The organism is Cytobacillus luteolus (assembly GCF_017873715.1).
GTDB classification, from domain to species: Bacteria; Bacillota; Bacilli; order Bacillales; family Bacillaceae_L; genus Bacillus_BV; species Bacillus_BV luteola.
The window spans coordinates 424,468-447,158 of the sequence record NZ_JAGGKM010000003.1; the positions used below are offsets into that span (position 1 = coordinate 424,468).

Annotated in this window: 28 protein-coding genes; 21 read left to right on the forward strand and 7 right to left on the reverse strand. The window is 37.0% G+C overall.

From position 1 onward, the window contains the following. Window positions 1-2: 2 nt before the first annotated feature. The 5 genes from fdhF to J2Z26_RS10715 all read left to right on the forward strand — a co-directional run bounded on the left by fdhF (window position 3) and on the right by J2Z26_RS10715 (window position 3,793). On the forward strand, window positions 3-2,126 hold the full coding sequence (gene fdhF, locus J2Z26_RS10695) for a formate dehydrogenase subunit alpha (RefSeq protein ID WP_193539189.1): 2,124 nt from the start codon (window positions 3-5) through the stop codon (window positions 2,124-2,126). A gap of 23 nt (window positions 2,127-2,149) precedes the next feature. Beyond that, a complete protein-coding gene (locus tag J2Z26_RS10700; protein WP_193539188.1) occupies window positions 2,150-2,692 on the forward strand; it encodes a 4Fe-4S dicluster domain-containing protein in 543 nt (180 codons plus the stop codon). A 32-nt stretch (window positions 2,693-2,724) separates the two neighbouring features. After that, window positions 2,725-3,261: a QcrA and Rieske domain-containing protein gene (locus J2Z26_RS10705; protein WP_193539187.1), complete on the forward strand. Its 537-nt coding sequence runs from the start codon at window positions 2,725-2,727 to the stop codon at window positions 3,259-3,261. Further along, entirely contained in the window at window positions 3,254-3,448 is a 195-nt protein-coding gene (locus tag J2Z26_RS10710) for a hypothetical protein (RefSeq protein WP_193539186.1), read from the forward strand. The genes J2Z26_RS10705 and J2Z26_RS10710 overlap by 8 nt, the downstream gene beginning before the upstream one ends. A gap of 105 nt (window positions 3,449-3,553) precedes the next feature. Then, window positions 3,554-3,793, forward strand: coding sequence for a hypothetical protein (locus J2Z26_RS10715; protein ID WP_193539184.1), 240 nt, complete (start codon window positions 3,554-3,556; stop codon window positions 3,791-3,793). A 29-nt stretch (window positions 3,794-3,822) separates the two neighbouring features. Here the strand turns inward: J2Z26_RS10715 and J2Z26_RS10720 are convergent, their stop codons facing one another. Then, window positions 3,823-4,380, reverse strand: a complete 558-nt coding sequence (locus J2Z26_RS10720) for a hypothetical protein (RefSeq protein WP_193539183.1) — start codon at window positions 4,378-4,380, stop codon at window positions 3,823-3,825. A gap of 149 nt (window positions 4,381-4,529) precedes the next feature. On the opposite strand from J2Z26_RS10720, the gene J2Z26_RS10725 reads away from it, so the two are divergent. After that, entirely contained in the window at window positions 4,530-4,685 is a 156-nt protein-coding gene (locus J2Z26_RS10725) for a hypothetical protein (protein WP_193539181.1), read from the forward strand. A 242-nt stretch (window positions 4,686-4,927) separates the two neighbouring features. Here the strand turns inward: J2Z26_RS10725 and J2Z26_RS10730 are convergent, their stop codons facing one another. Beyond that, window positions 4,928-5,737, reverse strand: coding sequence for an EcsC family protein (locus J2Z26_RS10730; protein ID WP_193539179.1), 810 nt, complete (start codon window positions 5,735-5,737; stop codon window positions 4,928-4,930). 115 nt (window positions 5,738-5,852) lie between these two features. Here J2Z26_RS10730 and J2Z26_RS10735 point away from each other — a divergent pair, with 115 nt between their 5' ends. Beyond that, window positions 5,853-6,341, forward strand: a complete 489-nt coding sequence (locus J2Z26_RS10735; protein ID WP_193539177.1) for a spore coat protein — start codon at window positions 5,853-5,855, stop codon at window positions 6,339-6,341. A gap of 45 nt (window positions 6,342-6,386) precedes the next feature. On the opposite strand, the gene J2Z26_RS10740 is transcribed toward J2Z26_RS10735, so the two are convergent. Beyond that, window positions 6,387-6,596 carry a heavy-metal-associated domain-containing protein gene (locus J2Z26_RS10740; RefSeq protein ID WP_193539175.1) on the reverse strand — a complete coding sequence of 70 codons (210 nt, stop codon included), beginning with the start codon at window positions 6,594-6,596 and terminating at the stop codon, window positions 6,387-6,389. A 128-nt stretch (window positions 6,597-6,724) separates the two neighbouring features. Between J2Z26_RS10740 and mutM the strand changes: the two genes are divergently transcribed. Further along, window positions 6,725-7,534: a DNA-formamidopyrimidine glycosylase gene (gene mutM / locus J2Z26_RS10745; RefSeq protein WP_193539173.1), complete on the forward strand. Its 810-nt coding sequence runs from the start codon at window positions 6,725-6,727 to the stop codon at window positions 7,532-7,534. Window positions 7,535-7,577: 43 nt separating this feature from the next. On the opposite strand, the gene J2Z26_RS10750 is transcribed toward mutM, so the two are convergent. Next, the gene (locus J2Z26_RS10750) at window positions 7,578-7,811 is read right to left on the reverse strand and encodes a hypothetical protein (protein WP_193539171.1); all 234 of its coding nucleotides are present in this window, start codon (window positions 7,809-7,811) and stop codon (window positions 7,578-7,580) included. Between the two features lie 468 nt (window positions 7,812-8,279). On the opposite strand from J2Z26_RS10750, the gene J2Z26_RS10755 reads away from it, so the two are divergent. From J2Z26_RS10755 to J2Z26_RS10775, 5 genes are all read left to right on the forward strand, one after another. Next, window positions 8,280-8,624 (forward strand): YojF family protein, encoded by a 345-nt coding sequence (locus J2Z26_RS10755; RefSeq protein WP_406565567.1) that lies wholly within the window; start codon window positions 8,280-8,282, stop codon window positions 8,622-8,624. 23 nt (window positions 8,625-8,647) lie between these two features. Then, entirely contained in the window at window positions 8,648-9,307 is a 660-nt protein-coding gene (gene bshB2 / locus J2Z26_RS10760) for a bacillithiol biosynthesis deacetylase BshB2 (RefSeq protein WP_193539167.1), read from the forward strand. Window positions 9,308-9,418: 111 nt separating this feature from the next. Beyond that, a complete protein-coding gene (locus tag J2Z26_RS10765; RefSeq protein WP_193539165.1) occupies window positions 9,419-10,234 on the forward strand; it encodes a TerC family protein in 816 nt (271 codons plus the stop codon). Between the two features lie 96 nt (window positions 10,235-10,330). After that, window positions 10,331-10,600 (forward strand): hypothetical protein, encoded by a 270-nt coding sequence (locus J2Z26_RS10770; RefSeq protein WP_227413832.1) that lies wholly within the window; start codon window positions 10,331-10,333, stop codon window positions 10,598-10,600. A 128-nt stretch (window positions 10,601-10,728) separates the two neighbouring features. Then, window positions 10,729-10,908, forward strand: coding sequence for a hypothetical protein (locus J2Z26_RS10775; protein ID WP_193539161.1), 180 nt, complete (start codon window positions 10,729-10,731; stop codon window positions 10,906-10,908). Between the two features lie 32 nt (window positions 10,909-10,940). Here J2Z26_RS10775 and J2Z26_RS10780 read toward each other — a convergent pair whose 3' ends face one another. Further along, window positions 10,941-12,521, reverse strand: coding sequence for an alkaline phosphatase family protein (locus tag J2Z26_RS10780; protein ID WP_193539159.1), 1,581 nt, complete (start codon window positions 12,519-12,521; stop codon window positions 10,941-10,943). A gap of 109 nt (window positions 12,522-12,630) precedes the next feature. Between J2Z26_RS10780 and J2Z26_RS10785 the strand changes: the two genes are divergently transcribed. The 6 genes from J2Z26_RS10785 (at window position 12,631) to J2Z26_RS10810 (ending at window position 19,220) form a co-directional block, all read left to right on the forward strand. Further along, entirely contained in the window at window positions 12,631-13,347 is a 717-nt protein-coding gene (locus J2Z26_RS10785; RefSeq protein ID WP_193539157.1) for an endonuclease/exonuclease/phosphatase family protein, read from the forward strand. An 18-nt stretch (window positions 13,348-13,365) separates the two neighbouring features. Next, window positions 13,366-13,989 carry a TVP38/TMEM64 family protein gene (locus J2Z26_RS10790; protein WP_193539155.1) on the forward strand — a complete coding sequence of 208 codons (624 nt, stop codon included), beginning with the start codon at window positions 13,366-13,368 and terminating at the stop codon, window positions 13,987-13,989. A gap of 87 nt (window positions 13,990-14,076) precedes the next feature. Further along, the gene (locus J2Z26_RS10795) at window positions 14,077-16,425 is read left to right on the forward strand and encodes an FdhF/YdeP family oxidoreductase (RefSeq protein ID WP_193539153.1); all 2,349 of its coding nucleotides are present in this window, start codon (window positions 14,077-14,079) and stop codon (window positions 16,423-16,425) included. Between the two features lie 81 nt (window positions 16,426-16,506). Continuing rightward, window positions 16,507-17,262 carry a class I SAM-dependent methyltransferase gene (locus tag J2Z26_RS10800; protein WP_319638094.1) on the forward strand — a complete coding sequence of 252 codons (756 nt, stop codon included), beginning with the start codon at window positions 16,507-16,509 and terminating at the stop codon, window positions 17,260-17,262. Window positions 17,263-17,281: 19 nt separating this feature from the next. Then, on the forward strand, window positions 17,282-18,358 hold the full coding sequence (locus tag J2Z26_RS10805; protein ID WP_193539148.1) for an undecaprenyldiphospho-muramoylpentapeptide beta-N-acetylglucosaminyltransferase: 1,077 nt from the start codon (window positions 17,282-17,284) through the stop codon (window positions 18,356-18,358). Window position 18,359: 1 nt separating this feature from the next. After that, window positions 18,360-19,220 carry a GNAT family N-acetyltransferase gene (locus tag J2Z26_RS10810; protein WP_193539146.1) on the forward strand — a complete coding sequence of 287 codons (861 nt, stop codon included), beginning with the start codon at window positions 18,360-18,362 and terminating at the stop codon, window positions 19,218-19,220. A 23-nt stretch (window positions 19,221-19,243) separates the two neighbouring features. Here the strand turns inward: J2Z26_RS10810 and J2Z26_RS10815 are convergent, their stop codons facing one another. After that, complete coding sequence (locus J2Z26_RS10815; RefSeq protein WP_209794340.1) at window positions 19,244-19,396, reverse strand: hypothetical protein; 153 nt, start codon at window positions 19,394-19,396, stop codon at window positions 19,244-19,246. Window positions 19,397-19,498: 102 nt separating this feature from the next. On the opposite strand from J2Z26_RS10815, the gene J2Z26_RS10820 reads away from it, so the two are divergent. Together J2Z26_RS10820 and J2Z26_RS10825 are read left to right on the forward strand one after the other, a co-directional pair. Then, window positions 19,499-20,332 (forward strand): deoxyribonuclease IV, encoded by an 834-nt coding sequence (locus J2Z26_RS10820; RefSeq protein ID WP_193539142.1) that lies wholly within the window; start codon window positions 19,499-19,501, stop codon window positions 20,330-20,332. Window positions 20,333-20,908: 576 nt separating this feature from the next. Further along, entirely contained in the window at window positions 20,909-21,109 is a 201-nt protein-coding gene (locus J2Z26_RS10825) for a hypothetical protein (RefSeq protein WP_193539140.1), read from the forward strand. A gap of 181 nt (window positions 21,110-21,290) precedes the next feature. On the opposite strand, the gene J2Z26_RS10830 is transcribed toward J2Z26_RS10825, so the two are convergent. Further along, window positions 21,291-22,658 carry an MATE family efflux transporter gene (locus J2Z26_RS10830; protein ID WP_193539138.1) on the reverse strand — a complete coding sequence of 456 codons (1,368 nt, stop codon included), beginning with the start codon at window positions 22,656-22,658 and terminating at the stop codon, window positions 21,291-21,293. Window positions 22,659-22,691: the final 33 nt, after the last annotated feature.

Sequence of the window (22,691 nt, forward strand, 5' to 3'; positions counted from 1 at the left end):
CTATGAGTCAATATTTAGTAAAAGACGGCGTGAAAAACTTAATTAAACCTGGTGAAAAATTAATAACTACACACTGCTGCTATTGCGGTATGCAGTGTGGGATGCATATAAGAGTGAATGAAAAAACAGGAAGTGTAGTTGGAGTTGAACCTCGCTATGATTGGCCGGTTACAATGGGGAAAATGTGCCCTAAAGGTGTAACAGCCTATCAAACTGTTGAGCATAAGGATCGTATCTTAAAGCCACTAATTAAGAAAAATGGTGAATTTGTAGAATCTAGTTGGGAAGAAGCACTAGACTTAATTGAAGAGAATTTCAAGCGAATTCAAAAAGATCATGGTAAAGATGCAGTTAGTGTATTCGGTGGCGTTTCGATGACAAATGAAAAATGTTATTTAGTTGGGAAATATGCACGTGTTGCATTAGGAACTCGTTATATCGATTATAATGGTCGTTTCTGTATGAGTTCTGCTGCAGGAGGTTTCCTAAAAACATTCGGTATGGACCGTGGATCAACATTACCTTGGACTGAATTAGAGCATTCTGATTGCTTCTTTATCGCAGGCTCAAATACGGCTGAATGTCATCCTACAAGTATTCAGTGGTTCTGGAGAGCAAAAGACAAAGGCGCTAAATTAATCGTAGCCGATCCTCGTGAAACTCCAACTGCAAGGGTAGCTGATGTTCACTTAGATTTAAAACCAGGAACAGACTCAGCCCTAGCTAATGGAATTATGCACATTCTAGTCAAAGAAGGCTATGTAGATGAAGAGTATGTTCAAAACCGTTGTAACAATTATGAGGAATTAAAAGAGTCGGTAAAACATTGGACTCCAGATTATACATCACAAATTACAGGTGTATCTATTGAAAAAATCGAAAAAGCTGCTCATATTTTTGGAATGTCCAGGCGCTCTGTTGTCATGTTTGCTCGTGGAGTTGAGCAACAATCAAAGGGTGTAGACAATGTTACACTTTATACCTCTATGGCACTACTTCGTGGTCAGGTTGGAAAGTTTGCATCAGGTGTTGCAACTTTTACAGGTCAAGGAAACGGTCAAGGTGGTCGTGAGCATGGTCAAAAATCAGATCTATTACCAGGATACCGTAAAATTACAGATCCTGAAGCAGTAAAATATATCTCAAGTGTATGGGGAATTGACCCTGAAGATATGCCAAAGCCAGGTGTTTCAGCTTATGAAATGTTTGATGAAATTCAAAATGAGAATATCCGTGCGATGCATGTTATTTGTAGTAATCCAGCTGTATCTGCACCAAATGTTGAGTATATCTGGGAAGGCTTTAAAAAATTAGATTTCCTTGTAGTAAGTGATTTCTTCCTATCTGAAACAGCAGAATTTGCAGATGTTATATTACCTGCAACAAGTTGGGCTGAAGATGAAGGAACAACGACGAATCTCGAAGGACGCGTTATTCATATTCGTAAAGTTAGAGAACCACTAGGTGAATCAAAAACTGACTGGGAAATATTGAGTTTAATAGCTGAGCGTATGGGGAAAGGAAAACATTTCCCTTATAAAAATGCAAGTGAAATCTTCGAAGAATTCCGTATTGCAACAAAGGGTGGCAAAGCAGATTATTACGGAATTACTTGGGATCGAATTGATAAAGAAGATGGTGTGTTCTGGCCATGTCCATCAGAAGACCACCCAGGAACACCGACAATGTTTAAAGAAAAATTCGCAACTGAAAATGGAAAAGCCAATCTCGCTGTTGTTGACTGGAAAGAACCTGATGAAAATCCTACAAAGGAATTCCCACACATTTTAACAACAGGTCGTGTTGTATTCCACTATTTATCAGGAACACAAACTAGACGTGTAGATTTCCTAATGGAGCAATGTCCGGTACCTTATGCGGAAATGCATCCTGAACTTGCTAGTCAATATAATCTCTCAAATGGAGACAAAGTTAGACTTACAACACCAAGATCAACAATGACAGTAGATGTTAAGCTAACAAAAGCCATTCGCAAAGACACAGTCTTTATACCATACCACTGGGGCAAAGAATTATCAGTAAATAAATTAACGAATCCTGCTTTAGACCCAGTTTCAAGAATGCCGGAATTTAAAGTGTGCGCAGTGAAACTACAGAAGGCTTAAAACTCAGAAGGGGAGACTAATAGATGAACAAGATTATGTATTTAGAATTCGAAAGGTGTATCGGATGTCGCTCATGTCAAGCAGCCTGTCGTGAATGTGGAGACCATGATGCGAAAGAACGTAACTATGTAGAATATGTAGACTTCATGGAAAGCAGACAAACGTTTCCAATGATGTGTATGCAATGTAAGGATCCTGCTTGTGCCCGTGTATGCCCAGCTAATGCAATCCAAATAACTGAAGAGGGTGTCGTTCTTTCTGCAATGGAAGAAAAGTGTATCGGTTGCCGTAACTGTACATTCGGATGTCCTTTTGGTATTCCTAAGTTCGATTTTGAAGAGAATAAGATGTATAAATGTGATATGTGTTATGACCGTTCAAAATATGACATTGCACCAATGTGTGCATCTGTTTGTCCAAGTGATGCTATTCGATTTATCGATTTTGAAGAAATGCAGGCTCTACGCCGTCGCAGAACTCAAATGAACTTAGTTGAAGGTAAAAAACCACAAGAGGGGAATAAGTGGCAGTATGTACCTGAATTCTTTGGGGTATATTCAGATTAGACTAGAGTTCTGTAGAGGAAGGAGTATTAACCATGGATGAAAATAACAAAAAGATTGGTCGTAATAAAAAAGATTCTAATGACGATATGATAAATTTGGTCGATAATTTAAACCGACAAGATGATGTAAAATATAACCGTCGTTCATTTTTAAAAGCAACTGTAGGTGCTTCGGTAACATTGGGACTTGCAACATTACCGTTCTCGATTAAAGCAATGATGGACGACGGTGCCAAAGACGTGAATCGTGTAGAAATTGCTAAATTATCCGATGTCCCAAAGGGTGAATCCTTTAAATTTGGTTATCCAACTGAAGATGACATGGCCTTGCTGGTTCATACAAAGAATGGTCAATTAAAGGCATATAATAGTAAATGTACTCATTTATCATGTCCAGTTTTTTATGAAAGTACAAAAGACGTACTGCTTTGCCCGTGTCATAAAGGATACTTCAACGTATCAACTGGTCATCCAATGGCTGGTCCTCCACAACGTGAATTACCATTAATCGAGCTTGAAGTTATCGATGATGTGATTTACGCGGTAGGAAGGAAGATCCGTCATGGATAAAAAAATATACTGGATCATCATTTTTATAACGCTTGCAACAAATGTTGTTATGATTCAATTGACAGCAGAATCTTATTTTGGGAAAGAATATGAGGATGTATACAAATTTACAATAGTCGGAGTACTGTCAGCAATTATTGCATATATAACATTTATTCTTTGGAAAAAAGAAGAGTATAAAAAATAACTATATCCCCAAAAAGCCACCTAATAAAGTGGCTTTTTTATGTTTAGCAAAGGGAATATTTTAATTAAAGTAGTAGAACTTAAGTAGTGAAAGTAGGTGAGAAGCATGGATCATGAGCGTGATTATGATCGAGATTATTCTAAAGATGATACGTATACAGATACGGAATTAAAAGAGGTTCTAGAAAGTTCATACGAAGTAGAAAATGAATTAATGCGTGGATATATCCTTGCTGCTGAACGCATACATGATGATGAAGAGTTAAAGCTTCGTTTACGTAATTTTGCTGAAGGAAATTCAAAGAGAACAAAACAACTACAAGATGAAATTGAAAAAATGCAGTAGAGTGGCCTCTACTGCATTTTTTTGGTGTGTTACATCTCTCCGGTTGGTTCAATGGCTAATTGTTTACCTGTATACGTTCTTTCTCCAAATAGTGTTACAAGTGTACAGCTAGTAATTATAAATTGTTCTTGGTTTGTTTGGTCTGTTTCATAACCAACGAGGAGTCCAGATGCAACTTCTAATCCTATCTCATTATAGACCTTTACCTTTTGGCCCTCCATTGATACATGTTTTGCTCTATTTAAAAACACCGTCCAGTTATCCCAATTCGTGATAATATAGGCTGGTTCTCCATTTTCAAGATAGCCTAGCAAGCTTTTTGAATCGTCAATCTTACCGTTAATGCCTGCATTTACTGAAAGGATTAGGTGATGTAAAAGCTCATATTCCTTGAATGTCAGTGTTCCAGCGTAAAGGATGGTAAGGGCCGTTGTAGCCTCATCATTTATTGCAGTGGCTAGTTCTTTAAAGTTCTCTGTACGGTAAGAGAATGAGTTGTCAGCTTTATTAAAAAACTGATGATCCTCTAGTATTTCATTAATTTTGTTAGCTTTATCTTTATTATATAAAATTGTCGTAGATAGCATAGTCATAACCCTCCCGTGTTCTTTATTACATAACTAAATGATATCGAACTATTGAAAAGGTAGATATGATATTTATCACATTTGTTTGAGTGAAAACAAGTCTCCTTGTGCAAATTAGTAAAGAGACTATTATATAGGAGGCGAATGGAATGTCTAAACAAGGTACATCCAATCCAAATCAGAATGGCCAGCAAATTGCTATGCAAAAAGGAAGAAATGATGTGGAACTTGGATCAGATGTTCAAGTAGGAAATAGCGATCACCAAAGCCAGAAGAAAAGTGGTAGACAAGTTAATAAAAAGTAATAAAAATAGAGAACATGTCTGAGATTGAGGACATGTTCTCTTCTTATTAAGAAAGTATATTGAACGTCCAATTCGAATATAGACCGTTCCTTTGTGCTGCAGGCACTTGCTTTCCGCGGGGAGGAAGTCGAGCCTCCTCAACGTTCCGTCTGTGGGGTCTCGACCTTTCCTCTATCTCCCGCAGGAGTCAAGTGCCTTCCGCTCAAATCCACTCTTCAAATTCAATTAGTTAATTTGCCAATTCAAGAAATTGGTTGTTCAGCTAGTCTCTCTTGAATTTTTCGTTTTCTGTATAACATCATTCCCACTTCAGCGATGTCCTGAATCATTGATTTGTTGACTAGAGCACCGAAGATTATTCCTGCAATTGGGACTAATTGAAATAGCTTCTTCCAGCCAAAGTTATCACGATAGGTTGTTACTACTTCACGCCATCCTTGAATCTCCGAGAAAACGTGAGCATGGTTATTTCCTTTTGAAAAAGTTTCTAAATCTTCTAATATTGTTTGCTTTCCAACGATATCTGACGAAGCAAATTGAAGACATTTAACTATGAAGATTCGCTCTTGCTTATCATCTGGATCATAGCCATAACACATCGCAATTTCTTGTAACGTTTTTAGGGATAGTCCTAATAATACCGGGATATCAATAGCCAATGTAAAGATTCCACCGATTCCTGTTGTTGCTCCTTGTATTCCAGCAATCGTTGTACGGGATTCACCGATACCTCTTGCGACATCATCCATTACGTTAAGAGGAAGTGACTGAACATCCTGAAGCGTGAGCAACTGTTGAGGTGTTTTCTTATCAAACCTCTTTAGGAATTGATCTTGGTTAACCAAATACTGCCCACCTGTTTGAATATAATTTCCTAGTTCGTCGATAGCCGCGCCAAGTTTATCGTGGATAAATTTCGGTGTCACTTTATCAATAATCTTAAAGGGGAGTCTACTTAATTTTTCCCAAAACCACAGATCCTTTTGATCCTTTTCCCATCTAACAATTTCCACAAGCTTTACTTTTAGTTCTTCATTCGATTCCATTTGCATCTATGCTCATCCTTTATTTAGTAAATAAAATGTTGGAGCCCATTTATTATTTAGACATTAACCTATCGGCTTTTATATGAATAAGGTATGTTGAATAAAATCTAGGAGGATCAAGATGGATCATAATCATTTAGCTTGGCATGAAACATTAGAACTACACGAATTAGTTGTCTTTCAATCGGTAGGGTTAATGAAATTAAAGAAATTTGTAAACGAGGTAGAATGTCCTACTCTTCAAAAATTGTATATCACAACTATTGCACAACTTGAACAAAATTTAAAGGAATTATTAAAATTTTATCCTATGGCTCCAGATGCCCGTGAGAACCTTGATGATTGGAGAGCCTATGATAAGGCATTTTATTCTGGAGACCTGTTAGCTTTTGCGAAAACTGCAGTAAGAAATTATGCCATAGCTATCACGGAAACAGCCACTCCTATACTTAGGGATGTTTTAACAAAACAGCTTCAAGTAGCGATTAAATTACATGCATCTGTGTATAACTACATGTATGAAAGGGATTATTACCCTTCTTATGATTTGTCAAAGCTTTTAGCTAACGATATAAAACTTGCAAATAAAGCAATCTCGCTAAATTCATAGCACATAAAGGCTGTCCTTGGAAGATTATGGGGCAGCCTTTTTAAATTATTGGCCTAGTTGATAACCTGTGTTTTGGACGGCGTCTTTAAGTTGTTGTTCTTTCACTTGATTTTGATCATATTGTACAACCGCCGTTTCTTCATTTAAGTCAACTAAAGCTCTTTCAACGCCATTTATCGCTAATAGAGAATTTTCAATAGCTTCTACACACTTCTCACAAGTCATTCCTTTTATATGTAAGGTTGTTTCTGACATTTGAAACACTCCTCCTTATCTATTTAGTAATAATATTGCCTCATTTAGGAAGAATTATGAAAACAATACATGATACTACGAAATAAGACTATGCTAAGAATAATTTTACGTAAGAAAAGAGGGATAGGATGCCTGAACTGCCTGAAATGGAAACTTATAAGAATTTGTTGAATGAGAAGTTAAAAGGGATGTTGATTAAGGATGTAGTTATTAATAGAGAAAAATCGATCAATGTCCCAGTTTCTCAATTTATAAGTGATGTGACTGGCACAAGAATAATCGAAGTTGAGAGGGCTGCCAAACAACTCATTTTTCGTTTAGATAATGGTAAAAGTCTATTACTTCACTTAATGTTAGGTGGGTTAATGTATATAGGTAACGAACAAGACAGTCCAGACAGAACCAAGCAAATTGAACTTGTATTTGAAAAAAATCGTTTATATTTTATAGGCTTAAGATTAGGGTATCTTCATTTATACAACCAAACTAACCTAAAAGTTGAACTAGCTGACCTTGGTCCAGATCCTTTAAGTGAGGAATTTACATACCAGCGTTTTGAAGAGCTTGTTTTATCAAAAAAGGGAATGCTAAAGACAACTCTTGTTAATCAACAGTTCATTGCAGGAATCGGAAATTGTTACTCAGACGAGATTTGCTTTTATGCAAGGTTATTGCCTACCAGGAAATTTAATAAGCTAGAGGGTTCGGAAGTTAAATCCTTATACACTTCGATTCAAAGTGTGCTAAAAGAGGCCATACGATTAGGTGGTTATATGGAGATGAAGCTTTTCAATTCAGACAGTTTAACCGGTGGTTATAACGATAACTGTATGGTATATGACCGTGAAGGTGAACCTTGTCCTAGATGTAAAGAACAAATCAAGAAAGAAATAATCTCTTCTCGAAAAATGTTCTTTTGTCTAAAATGCCAAAAGTAACATAAAAACAATCAGTAGGTTTTACCCACTGATTGTTAATGTATCACGCAGTATCTTCATGATTATCATTTAATATGTTTTCGTTGTAGATAAGGGCCCCAGTGCGAATAAGGGAGTGAAATTGCTGAAGAGGGAAAACGCCTCTACTTCTTGCTTCTTCCATCTCAATACAGACTGTTGACTGATTAACGTTGAGAATCTTTAATGTTTTAGCTTTACAAAAATTAGGTACAAACTTTTTTGTAATATCAAATACCATATTTTCTTTTAAGTCCACTTGTTTTTGCCCTCCGTATATACAAACATTAACAATATTTTTTCCTTGTTAAAGGAAAACTATACCAAATATTTGTATGTATTGTTGTTTTTTTCCATGGGGTTCACGGTGCCTAATCAGTACCTTTGAAGCAGCTCAATTCAAGTTATTTCCAACCAGGTGCACTAATCGGTACCTTTGAAGCAGCTGAATTCAAGCTATTTCCAATGAGGTGCACTAATCAGTAGCTTTGGAGCAGCTCAATTCAACTTATTTCCAATGAGGTGCACTAATAGGTATCTTTGAAGCAGCTCAATTCAAGTTATTTCCAACCAGGTGCACTTATCGGTACCTTTAATAAAGCTCAATTCAAGTTATTTTCTTATTAAGTGCATCAGTCAATCCTATGAGGTAAATTAAGAAATCGTATTTATGGAAGTTCATCAAAAAAGGTTGTAAAATGAAACAGAAAAGAATGGGGGAATGGCTTTGAAAGCAATTGATGTTTACGAAGTACAAGCAACATTAAACGGCTTAGTTAATCAGGAATTATACATTCACCTTGAAACGACAAAGGGTGCCTATGCTGCACATAATGATGATTCTCAAGTAGCTGTTGGTGCATACATACGAAATGCAAAAGTTATTTATAACCACGGAAAAATTACTGGAGACGGCCCTTATCGAGTTGGTCTTAAGATGGATCTTGGGTGGATCTATGCTGAAGGGGTAACTGATTGGGAGTTTGATGATAAAGGAAGATTACTTTTAACCGGACATGATAGCGAAGGCAGACTTACGGTGTCATTACAATTAAGTCCTAATCCATTTTAACGATAAAAGGGAGGTACTTTTAGATGGAACGTCACATTTTAATGGTTTTTCCACACCCTGATGATGAAGCATTTGGGACAGCAGGCTTTATTGTCAAGCAAACAAAACAAGGTGTACCGGTAACCTATGCTTGCGCGACATTAGGTGAAATGGGAAGAAACATGGGTAAACCTTTTTTTGCTAACCGTGAAACATTACCAGGGATACGAAAAAAAGAGCTTGAAGATGCTTGTAAAGTAATGGGTATTCAAGATTTGCGAATGCTTGGTTTTAGAGATAAAACATTAGAATTCGAAGAAGAAGGTAAATTAAGCTCTTCCGTTGAGGAGATTATAAACGAAATTAATCCTTCTTTGGTTATTACTTTTTATCCAGGACATGGTGTTCATCCTGATCATGATGCAACTGGGGCAGCTGTGATTGATGCATTATCAAGAATACCTGCACAAAAGAGACCGACTGTGTATTGTAAAGCGATTACAAAAGATGTTTTTGAAGTGTTAGGCAAACCGGATGTAGTCGTTGATGTATCTGATGTATTAGATACTAAAATTGCTGCCATGGAGGCGCACCGCTCTCAAACAGAAGGGCTGTTATCACGCATGAAAGATAATCTTAATTCTGCTGACTCAGATATTATGGGCTGGCTTAAAAAAGAGTCTTTTTGGATTTATAAATGGTAAAACAGACCTTAAATTCAATATAATTTCTAAGCCTTTATCCTACCGATAAAGGTTATTTTTATTTTCTAATTAGCTAATACTAAGGACAGTTCTAAGGAGGGACAATTCACTATGGATTACGGTCTTATTTTAGAATACGGCTGGGTTCTTCTTGTCCTAATAGCACTGGAAGGTATACTCGCCGCAGACAATGCCTTAGTAATGGCAATAATGGTTAAGCACTTACCCGAAGATCAGCGGAAGAAAGCTCTATTTTATGGATTAGCAGGTGCTTTCGTATTCCGGTTTGCTTCATTATTTGCTATCTCGTTCTTAGTAGATGTATGGCAAGTACAAGCATTAGGTGCACTGTACCTAATTTTCATTGCAACAAACCATTTAGTTAAGAAGTTTGTCCTAAGAAAAGGTGAACATACAGATGTAAAGGGAGCCAAGGGTTCAGGCTTTTGGGTGACAGTCTTAAAAGTCGAACTGGCTGATATAGCTTTCGCAGTTGATTCAATCTTAGCAGCTGTTGCTTTAGCCGTAACACTTCCTACTACTAACCTTCCACCAATTGGAGGAATGGACGGAGGTCAATTTCTAGTCATTCTTGCAGGTGGGGTAATTGGATTAATTATTATGAGGTTTGCAGCTACGTACTTTGTTAAATTGCTTAAGCGTAAACCAGGTCTTGAAACTGCAGCCTTTCTAATTGTTGGTTGGGTCGGTGTCAAATTAGCTGTGTATACACTAGCACATCCAGCACTAGGGATTTTATATAAGGGCTTTCCAAAACTGCCAGCCTGGAAAATTTCCTTCTGGATCGTGTTGGTCGGAATAGCGCTAGGTGGTTGGTTCCTATCGAAAGAACATCCACTTCCATTAGAAGATGAAACAGAAGAAGGCTTAAACCAGGAAGAGAAAATGTTGAAAAAAGCACCTTAAAATGAAGGGGAACGCAATAAAAAGGCGTTCCCCTTTTTGCTAAGAACTGCTATATTGTAATGGGAAATAGTAATTAAGATCATGGGGGTAATCTGTTTGGATTATAAAAAACTGTTAGCTGCTTATCGCTCTTTGTGGGTTAACCGTGAACTTAAGACGGTTGAAGGTGATGAGGAGGAGACATTGATTGAAGCAATTGAACGTGATTTAAAAGATGAAAATGCACATCCACGTGTTAGGAAATCTCCTCATACTAAATTTTTATGGGCAACGAAACGAATTGGACAAGGTGCTATATCTGATGAAGAGAAATTACGTTTAATTGATATACATATTGAAATAGTAGAACGGTTGGATCATTCCTAGTTAGAAAACTTCTCTGAGTAGGTAAAAAGTTGCGAAAAATGTAACATTTTCTAAACTCCTATACAAGCCTTTATCTGTTCCGTATAATATATCTATTCTTTAGAGGCCTAAAAAAGGAGGATATTCTAATGAATGTATATATGGATATATCCATCATTCTATTTTCATTTGTAGTTCTCACGACAGTTTATACTGTATTAAAAACGACAACGAAACGATTTATCAAGTTTTCGATTGCTAGCACGATTAGTGTCATTTTATTAGTGATCATTTGGCGATCACTATCTATAATCACTTATTTTCATTAAAAATTGTCAACAGTAACGACTCTATAAAATCGTTACTGTTTTTTTGTTAATGTAAGGATAAAGTCTTTTAAATCCACAATTCGATTTGTTTCAGGAGTTATATCAGTACCAGTAATAATCATTGGGGAAACAGAGTCAACCTTATGTAAAGAACCATGACCTGCACCACCAAGGTGAGTTGGGGAACCTTCTCCAATAAACTCATAGCCAGGTTTTGCATCTGTAACAATGAATCTTCCTTGGTGTGAATAGAGAGCACCATATAAACGAGCCAGTGCATCTGGGTAATTTCCATACTCAATTTTGCCATTTTGGACCTTTAAATCTAGTATAGATAAATCTCCAGCAACACTCCAGGTTTGACCGTACTCATCCACTAAGTGTCCTCTGGAAGTAAAAGTTAGACTTTTATTTGTGTCAACATTGTGGACCCTTATTAACTCCTTATCAATATAAGCAAAAAAATCAATTCTCCTGTCTTCCTTCAGTTGATCTGCTAATTCTTGTAGTGTGATGTCTGTATTGTTTGCGTAAATATATGCCATGCGCTCATTAATAGCCAGCACGACTTGATCTTCACTCGTAATTGGTTTACCTAACTGTGCAATTCGATAGTCATTAAATACATTTCGCAAATCAATAAGTGCATTTTTCTCTTTGTTTATGCCAGATTGTGCGCTATCACCTATAATGATCCAAGTACTGTTTTCAATTGCATCATTCCATGAAGGATACATATTCAAAAGAGATTGGAGCTCCTTATCAACATTTTCAATCCCGTTTACATCATTTGGCCCCTTTTCATGGATGATTTTATCTAAATCTGGGTAGTAGATCATAGTGAAGTTAGGAAGTGTACCTTGATTTTTTAAAAATTTATATTCATTTGTGGAGAACTTATCATTAAAACCAACATTCTTCCAAGAACTCAGCTTCGTATATTCTGGGTCAAATTGATTAATCTTTCCATAAGAAAGAAGTGGAGGACCCATCGTTTTTATTTCCTTAGGCAAAATGTTAATCAGTGATGCAACCTCTGGGAAGGTTAAGGTATGCTCTGTATCACCTCGATAAATGAGGGCATTGATCGCTGCAGATGACCTTCCTTCAGCTTCAAACTCTTCAAAAATTGTTTTTACACCCTTACTTAAATGTTCATTATTAAGTGTATAAAGACTATTAAACAATGTGTTGCTCAGACCTGATTTTAACACTTCCTTACTACCGCTACCATAATTATAAAGCTGCTGCTTATCAGTACTGAACCAAACGAGACCTGGCAGTTTATGAATATCAGCATATGTACCTGTGAGTAAAGAACTGTCGATTGTCACTGACATAGTAGGATATGAGCTAACTAACTCGGGATAGTATTGTCCATTTTCTTTCAGAAATGTTAACGCAGGTGCCTTGCCTTCAGATATTAGCTGTTCTAAGGGCTCTGACATAAGAGAATCAACAATTAATAGGACGATTGGTTTTTGGTTATCAGTTTGTGTGTATTCCTTTATTTTTGATGTGTCTTCAATTGTGACGGAGGCATTAATATTTGTACCTATGAACAAAATAAGTGCGATTAAAATAACTGAAGTAATAATAGAAACTCTCAACATTCTCTAAACTCCACCAATCTTAGCAATCATTTATTCTATCCTTAGTATGACAACAATGATTTCGATTTATTTAGGAAAAGGAAAAAATCAGTAAAAGGAAGAGTGGGACATGGAACTAAAGATACTTTCTTTTAATATTCATCATGGTAAAGGGTTAGATAAACGAGTAAATCTAGGCCGTATTGCGAACATTATTAAAAGGAGTAAGGCAGACATTATTGGTTTAAACGAGGTAGATGTTTCATTTGGGAAACGTAGTCAATTTCTTAATCAAGCAGCCATTTTAGCAGAACAACTGGAAATGGAATTTGTTTTTGGTCCAGTAATTACTAGAAAAAAGTCTGATAAAACGACAGGTGAGTATGGAAATGTGTTATTATCTCGAATTAAAATGAGAAGCCATGAAAATCATTTACTTTACTCACATTCATATTTAGCTGAACCAAGAGGGCTATTAGAAGTGAATTTTGAAATTTCGGGGAAAGTAATTTCCGCATTTGTAACCCATCTAAGTATTAATCCCTTTTTACAAAGAAAACAGATCATGGACATTGAAACTATCGTCCAAAGGAAAAGCAATGTGATTTTAATGGGTGACTTTAACATGAGTCCAGTAAGTAGAAATCATTCGTATATAGGTAAAATTTTGAAAGATTCATCTGAGACAGAAAGTGGCTATACATACCCTGCCAATAAACCTCGTAAAAAGCTGGATTATATATTCATACAGGGTGATATTACTGTAGTAGAGTCGAAAGTAGTAACAATGGATCCAGTAGCATCTGATCATCTACCATTACTGACTAAAATTATTATTGATGAATAGGAAGCAGGGGGTGTGGACTTGAAAAAAACACTATCATTTATTGTGATTTACTTAGGTTTACTATACTTTGTATATACCAATCATAAGGAAATCTTAAATTGGATTACAGAAAGCGATTCATCATTACTTCCGCTTATGTTTTTATTGTCCACCCTTTTTGGTGTAATTCCAGTAATTCCATTTAGTGTATTTTCAGGGCTGATGGGAAGTAAGTACGGTCTTGTTATTGGTGCTTCTATTAACTGGTTTGGTACAGTTGCAGCATCCGTTATTATTTATCTTTTAGCAAGATATGGATTTTCTGATTACTTTACAAATTATTTAAAGCGTTTTAAGGGGATTTCCAGGTTTAATGAATTAATTACACGAAACGCCTTTATAGCCATCCTTTTTACAAGACTAATTCCGATTGTCCCACCACCTGTAGTCAATGTTTATTCCGGACTTATTAAAATAAACCTTGCTACATATACAATTGCAACGGTAATAGGGAAGTTGCCCGGAATGGTACTGTATGCTTTTGTTGGTGACCGATTATTCTCTTCGATTCATGATTTAATTTATGGATTAGTATTTTATGTTCTATTCTTATTAATCATTTTGCTCATCTATTTTTTATGGACAAAAGCAAATAAGAATTGACTTTTCCATTGTTGGTGTAACCGCTTTCATGTTAGTATTAATTGTAACAAAATGTACATATATTTTTACCATGTAGGGGGTTATATCATGGGAGATACGAAACATACAGGACCAGTTAAGCTGGATAAGTCAATTAAGCCATCATTATGGGCCAGTTTAGCACCTATGGGAGTTGGTAAGGTAAAACCACACCATATTAAAGATACAGTTAAAGTAGCGATTGAAAATAAAGACAACCTTCCATATGCATACCGTATTTTAACGCAAGGTGTATGTGACGGTTGTGCTCTTGGAGTTTCAGGGCTGCAGGATCAAACCTTGCTTGGTCCTCATATCTGTACAACAAGATTAAATGTCTTACGATTAAATACGATGTCTAGTATTGATCCAAAATGGTTTACTAGATTAGAAGAATTAAAGAAACTTTCAAGTACAGAGCTTAGGAAACTAGGGAGAATTCCTTATCCTTTGTCTAGAAAAAAAGGGGAGAATAAGTTTACAAGAATATCTTGGGATGAAGCATTAAACCGAATTTCTCAAAAAATTCGAAGTGTTGATCCTAAACAACTTGCTTTCTACTTAACTTCACGTGGAATCACAAATGAGTCCTATTATGCTGCGGCAAAGGTAGCTAGATTTCTAGGAACGAATCACATTGATAATGCCTCACGTATTTGTCATTCACCTAGTAAAACGGCGTTAAAACGTTCACTTGGCATTGGTGCTTCAAGCTGTAATTACAAAGATTGGATCGGTACTGATGTTTTAGTTTTTTGGGGATCTGTAGCAGCGAATAATCAGCCAGTATCAACAAAATATATGTATGCAGCCAAAAAAGCGGGTACGAAAATCATTATGATTAACCCATATGCAGAGCCGTCAATGGAGAAGTATTGGATTCCTTCAATTCCAGAAAGTGCATTGTTTGGGACGAAACTCGTTGATGACACATATCAGGTCAATATTGGTGGAGATATTGCCTTTATGAATGGAGTCATGAAGCATTGGTTTGACATGGAAGAGGAAACAAGAGGTTCTGCTATCGATCATGCCTTCGTCAATAAGCATACGAAGGGATTTATGGACTTAAAATATCATATTCGAAAACAGAAGTGGGCTGAAATTGAAAAATCATCAGGCCTAACAAAAGACAGAATCATAGAATTCGCGAAACTTCTAGCAAACTCTAAATCTGGTGTGTTTATTTGGAGTATGGGATTAACACAGCACCGATTTGGAACAGATAATATCTCTCAGGTTGCGAATCTTGCCATGCTGAGAGGGTTTATAGGCCGGGAGAAATGTGGTGTTATGCCTATTAGAGGTCATAGTGGTGTACAAGGTGCGGGAGAAATGGGAGCAGATCCATTTGTCCTGCCTGGAAGTGACTTTGATGAAGAAAATAGCAAGAGGATGGAAGAGATTTGGGGCTTTCGGGTTCCAAGATGGCAAGGTGATCCGATTGGTAATACGATTGAAAACATGATATTGGACCCAAACCATCCTAGTAAAATTAAAGTCTTTTTTACAAGTGGAGGAAACTTCGTAGAAACCATGCCTAACCCTGACTTTATAAAAGAAGCACTTGAAAGTGTAGAGTTAAGGGTACACCAGGATATTATCTTAAACACGTCTACTCTTTTAGACGCCAAGGAGGAAGTTATCATCCTACCAGCGATGACAAGATATGAACAATCTGGTGGCGGAACATCAACTAGTACAGAACGGATGGTTTATTTTAGTCCGGAAATTAAGGGACCTAGAATTGAAGAAGCAAGAGCTGAATGGGAAATTTATGTTGATTTAGCGAAAAGGTGTTATCCTGAGAAACAACACCTCATTGATTTTAAAAATACTCAAGAAATTAGAAACGAGATTGCTGTAGCAAATCGAAACTATGATGGAATCCAAAAGTTAAAAAATAGAGGAGATGTTTTCCAATGGGGTGGCGCTTGGTTATGCGAGGGTGGCGTTTGCCCAACAGCGGATGGCAAAGGGAATTTGCTTCCAATCGAATTACCAGAGTTACGCAAAACAGAAGGTCATTTCAATGTAACGACAAGAAGAGGAAAGCAATTCAACTCGATGATCTATTCTAATACGGATCCGTTTAATAATGCAGATCGTTATGATATTATCTTAAATTCTGAAGATGCTAGAAAGTTAGCAATTAAGAATGGTGATGCAATCGTTGTGTATAATCAAAATGGAACCTTACAAGGTCGAGCAAAAATAGATAACACGAAGGAAGGAAACATCGCTGTATATTGGCCTGAGGGAAATGTTCTAATTCCTAAAGGGGTTTATGAAAAATACGCAAAAATTCCTGAGTACAACACAATGGCAATCGTAGAAAAAGCTGAAACCTTCCATGCAAGAAAAGACATTCGTTATGTAGAGAAAAGAATAGAAGAATTAGAAGAGGTTACGATGTAAGGAAAAAATCCCCTATATGGGGATTTTTTGTGTTACGATTGGAATAATTTATGATATTTAATTGTTAGAAGGAGCATGAACATGAACCAATCATTTGAACACTATCTTAAAGAGTCAGAAAAGGCATTTGAAGGATGGGATTTTTCATATATTACTAGTAATGGAAGAATGCAAGACTCTCCAATAAGTTGGGATTATACAGACCTCATACAAAAAGCAATCAAAAATTCAACTTCTCTACTAGATATGGGAACCGGTGGGGGAGAATATTTATCATCACTTAGTGACTTACCTTCCTTTACTTGTGCTACTGAAGGGTATGAACCAAATGTGCAAATTGCTAAAAATAGACTAGAACCACTTGGGATTAAAGTGTTCCAGGTGATTGATGACAATTCCCTTCCATTCGAAAATGATACCTTTGATTTAATTATAAATAGGCATGAAGCCTATTCTCCAAAAGAAATCATGCGAATTCTAAAACCTGGCGGAGTTTTCATTACCCAACAGGTTGGTGGGGAGAATGATAAGGAATTCAATGAATGGTTTAATGTACCTGAAAGTGAATATAGATACTGGAACTTGGAGTATGCTCTAAAAGAATGTGATGAAGTTGGCTTATCCATACAGATGGCACATGAAGATAAGGTATATACGAGTTTTCAAGATGTGGGGGCAATCATTTATTACCTAAAAGCGATCCCTTGGCAAATTCCTGATTTTTCAGTTGAAAACTATAAGGATCAATTACATAAAGTTCATCAATTAATTACAGAAAATGGTCCTTTCAAAAGCACATGCCATCGCTTTATTATAACTGCCATAAAAAATAAGTAGTAAAAAAGTGGGTGAGTTAGTGAAAAAACGAATTGTGTTTACGGGTGGAGGCTCAGCTGGCCATGTGACAGTTAACCTTGCATTAATTCCAAAATTTCTCGAACTTGGCTGGGATGTTAGCTATATTGGGTCTGAGAGTGGAATTGAACGGGAGTTAATTTCAACACTTAAATCAGTAACGTATTATCCAATATCTACTGGTAAGTTAAGAAGGTATTTTGATGTGAAAAATTTTAAAGACCCGTTAAAAGTGCTAAAAGGTGTTTTTCAGGCGAAGAGCATTCTTTCTAACATTAAGCCTGATGTTATATTTTCAAAGGGGGGTTTTGTGTCGGTCCCTGTGGTTATTGGTGCGAGGTTGAATAAACTACCCGTTATCATTCATGAATCAGATCTTACGCCCGGGTTGGCAAATAAAATATCAATTCCATTTGCGACTAAGGTATGTGTCACTTTTCCAGAAACAATTAGCCATATTCCAGAACAAAAAGCTATATCAATTGGTCCAATTGTTCGTGAAGAAATTTTTAAAGGGAAGAAGTCTGAGGGGTTGAAACTGTGTGACTTTATCAGTGTAAAACCAGTTTTATTGATAATGGGTGGAAGTTTAGGGGCAAAAAGGATAAACGAAGCCGTACATAATAATCTGGATATGTTGGTCAAACAGTTTCAGATAGTACATATATGTGGTAAGGGGAATCTATACCCATCTTTAGCTAGACAAGGGTATAAACAGTTTGAATATGTTGGGAGTGAGTTGCCACATTTCATGCAAATGGCTGATATCGTAATCTCTAGAGCAGGCTCGAATTCAATCTTTGAGTTTTTGGCATTAAAAAAACCTATGCTTCTTATTCCATTATCGAAAGCCCAAAGTAGGGGAGATCAAATCTTAAATGCAGACTCCTTTTATAAATCTGGATTTTGCGAGGTGCTTCAGGAAGAAGAGCTGACAGATGAGAGATTCTTGATAGAAGTAAATAACCTTCTCTTAAATAAAGATAAATATATAGAGAACATGATGACTGTAACAGAATCGGATTCACTGAATAACGTATTGTCTCTGATACAACGTGTGGGGAAGAAGGAAGAATAGTATGAACCTAAAAGTATATGAAAGTCCAAACGAATTTTTAGAGAAGGTAGAGGATTTTCTTTTAAAGGAAGAGGTTGTGAACAATCTTGCTTTAGGGCTGCTCTACACTTTAACTAAACCTAACTCTCATTATAAGGATGCTTTTTTAGCATGTGTAGAAAAGAATGAGACTCCTGTTTTAGTAATGGTTATGACACCTCCACATAATCTAATTGTTTATGGAGTTGGTGAAGACGTAAATGAAGCGATTGGGGTGGCGGTTACATCTATAAAAGATATTGGAGTAATCCTTCCAGGCGTTTTAGGACCTAAAGCGTTAGCTGCCGAGTTTTCAGGAGAATGGGTACAACAGATAGGTTGTAGGCTTGAAGTGAAAATGGAGCAAAGAATTTACAAGCTTGAAAAGGTAAATAATGTTCCTCTAAGCAATGGGAAACTTAGGTTAGCAACAAAGGATGACTTGGAGTTAATTGTGGATTGGACGTATCAGTTTTCATTGGTGACCCCTGAGCATCTATCCATAGAAGGAGCAAGAAAACTTGCAGAGCGGGGTATCGAGGAATCTTCTATTTTTATCTGGGATGATAATGGACCAGTTTCGATGGCTAAAAAAGCAAGACCAACGAAAAATGGTATCGTTGTAAATCTAGTGTTCACCCCGCAGGAGTTCCAACGAAAAGGGTATGCAACTACATGTGTAGCATATGTTAGCCAACAGCTACTGAATGAGGGGTATTCGTTTTGTAGCTTGTATACAGATTTAGCCAATCCAACTTCAAATAGCATTTATATGAAAATAGGATATGAACCAATTATTGATTCAGTAGTGTATGGTTTTTTATATGACCATGAAGAGGCCTAGCGTTTATGCTAGGCTATTTTTTATTATATCGGTTCATCATCCACCATATTATAATCTTCTTTCATGTCTTGGGTACTGCTTTTCATACGTGTGAAGTAGACCCCAAGTTCATTTTCAAGTTGTTTTATCGACACGTTTTGTTGTTCTAATTTTTGCTTATTTGTGTGTGCTTCCAAGAATGTCACCTCAGAGATAGTTTTTTCCATTTTTGTTGAATTATACATATTGAATAGTTTTTCGTGCACTCTATTGTTTAGAAGATTAATGGAGGAATAAGAATGAAGTTTGGAAGTCATATCAGCATTCGGAATGGATATTTTCAAGCGGCAAAGGAAGCTTCTCGAATTGGGGCGAGAGCTTTTCAATATTTCCCTAAAAACCCTCGTAGTTTATCCGTCAAAGCATTTGATGAGAAGGATGCCAATCAATGTGCTGTCTTTTGCAAGGAAAACGGAATAGAGTCGATTGCACATACACCATATGCAACGAATTTAGCTGTGCCTGAACATAAAGCGGATGATATGGTGGCTGCTATTTTTAATGATTTAGATATTGCAAATGCATGTGGATCAATTGGTGTAGTTGTTCATTTTGGCGTGTCCAAAAATGAAAATGACCCTTTAGAGGGGTATCGGTGGATGATCAATATTCTTAATAAGGTTCTTTCTAAGTGGGAGGGGAAGAGTAAGATTTTGATTGAAAATAATGCTGGGAAAAGTGGACCAATGGGTACAACGTTAGAAGAGCTTGTCCAGGTTCGATCTCTTACTGATTTTCCAGAAAAGATTGGATTTTGTTTAGATACTTGTCATGCATTTGCAAGCGGAATTTGGAGTGGGGATAACTGGAGTGAGTTAGAGTCTAAGGGACTTGAGCTAGATTACTTTACAAACCTCCACGCAATTCACTTGAATAACTCGATGTATCCGACAAAATCGATGAGAGACCGTCATGCGAACATCCATAATGGTTGTATTACAGTAGGGCAAATGAAAGAGTTTATCTTAGCGAGGACAGTAAAGGAATTGCCGATGGTGTTAGAGACTCCATCATCTGCTCAGTTTACTCATAAAGATGAGATTGAGTTTTTGTGGGAATTGGTTGGAGGGTAGTCTTTGCTGGGTATAAAGGTAGAATGTTGAATGTTGTTTTGGATGGAATGAGGGCGAAAGAGAAAGCGAGTCCGAATTTTTGACTTATTAGGAGAGGTTGAGCGGGACATGAACAAAACGAGTCCGAATCCCAGGTTAATTCAGACAGGTTGAGAGGGACGTGAGCAAAACAGGTCTGAATCCAAAGGTTATTCGGCCAGGTTGAGCGAGACCCCAGTAAAACAAGTCCGAATCCAAAGGTTATTCAGACAGGTTGAGCGAGAGACTAACAAAACAAGTCCGAATCCAAGGGTTATTCGGACAGGTTGAGCGAGACTCCAGTAAAACAAGTCCGAATTCAAAGGTTATTCGGCCAGGTTGAGCGAGACTCCAGTAAAACAAGTCCGAATTCAAAGGTTATTCGGACAGGTTGAGCGAGACTCCAGTAAAACAAGTCCGAATCCAAGGGTTATTCGGACAGGTTGAGCGAGACTCCAGTAAAACAAGTCCGAATCCAAAGGTTATTTGGACAGGTTGAGCGAGACTCCAGTAAAACAAGTCCGAATCCAAAGGTAATTCAGACAGGTTTAGAGGGACGTGAGCAAAACGAGTCCGAATCCCGGGTTAATTCAGTCAGGTTTAGCGGGACGTGAGAAAAATAAGTCTGAATCCAAAGGTAATTCAGACAGGTTGAGCGAGAGACTAACAAAACAAGTCCGAATCCAAGGGTTATTCGGACAGGTTGAGCGAGACTCTAGTAAAACAAGTACGAATTCAAAGGTAATTCGGACAGGTTGAGCGAGACCCCAACAAAACGAGTCCGAATCCAAAGGTAATTCGGACAGGTTGAGCGAGACTCTAACAAAACAAGTCCGAATCCAAAGGTAATTCGGACAGGTTTAGCGAGACTCCAGCAAAACAAGTCCGAATCAAGGTTTTATTTAAATAGGTCAATCGAAAATCTAATAAATTTGAGTTTTTAACTGGCTGATTTTTTCAATTCCAACCTCACTTGTTTTTGAACAATCATTAATCGACTCGATAAACCAATTGCCCCTGCCGCTAAACCTACGATTAGTCCAATCCAATAGCCGAAAGCCCCAAGTGATGTATACGTTGCTAATACGACTCCAACTGGAAGACCAATTACCCAATAAGAGATAAGGGCCATAACCAAGGTTGTATTTACATCTTTATAACCGCGAAGTGCTCCTTGAATTGGAGCGGCAATTGCGTCAGACAGCTGAAAGAAAATCGCGTAAATTAAGAACTGTTTGGTTAAAGCTAATACAGCTGGGTCCTTCGTGTAAATTGCAGCAACTTGATCTCTAAAGAGATAGATAAATGCTGCTAAAACCGCCGATAGACCTACTGCAACTCCAACACCTAATATACTGTACTCTCTTGCATCCTTCAGACGTTTTGCTCCCACTTCAAATCCAATGACGATCGTTAGTGCCATTGAAATACTTAATGGAATCATATATAGAAATGATGCAAAATTTAGTGCTGCTTGGTGAGAAGCAATTGTCACTGTATCAAAAGTACTCATTAACAAAGTCACTGCAGAAAAGATACTCGTTTCAAAAAAGATGGCGAATCCAATAGGAACACCAATTTTTAAAATTTCCTTCCATGCTTTAAAGGATACAGACTGTAACTTGTCAAAAACTTTGTATTGTGTAAAGGGTACCTGTTTTACAATAATATAGACAGAGATAAGAGTGATACACCAGTAGGTAATGGCTGTTGCGTAACCGGCACCTACACCACCTAATTGTGGAAAACCAAATTTACCGAAAATCAGTAAATAGTTAAAAATAACATTGATAGGTAAGGACAGAAGGGTAATGAACATCGATACTCTCGTATGACCCAATCCATCAATAAAAGAACGCAATACTGAATAGACAAATAAAGGGATAATCCCATAAGATAATGCAATTAAGTATTCTTTAGCAATTCGATGTACTTCAGGGTCTAAACTCATTCTTCCTAATAAGAAATCTAATGAAATAAAACCTAAAATGACAACTAGAATTGAGACAAACACAGATACATAGATTCCTTGCATAACCATAAAAGGTACCTGTTTCTTTTCCTTTGACCCGATTAGTTGAGCGACAATTGGTGTTATCGCCAACAAAATCCCACTTAATCCTGTGAAGACCGGAACCCAAAGGCTTGATCCGATTGCAACACCTGCAAGGTCACTTGCACTTACATGACCAGACATCATAACATCAAAGAAGTTCATTGCAAATAGTCCTAGCTGTGTCACGAGGATAGGTATTAAAATAATTAAAAACTGCTTGTATTTTTGACGATAACCATGTGTTTGTTCCATTATTAAGACCTCAACTTACTTGATAAATTAAAC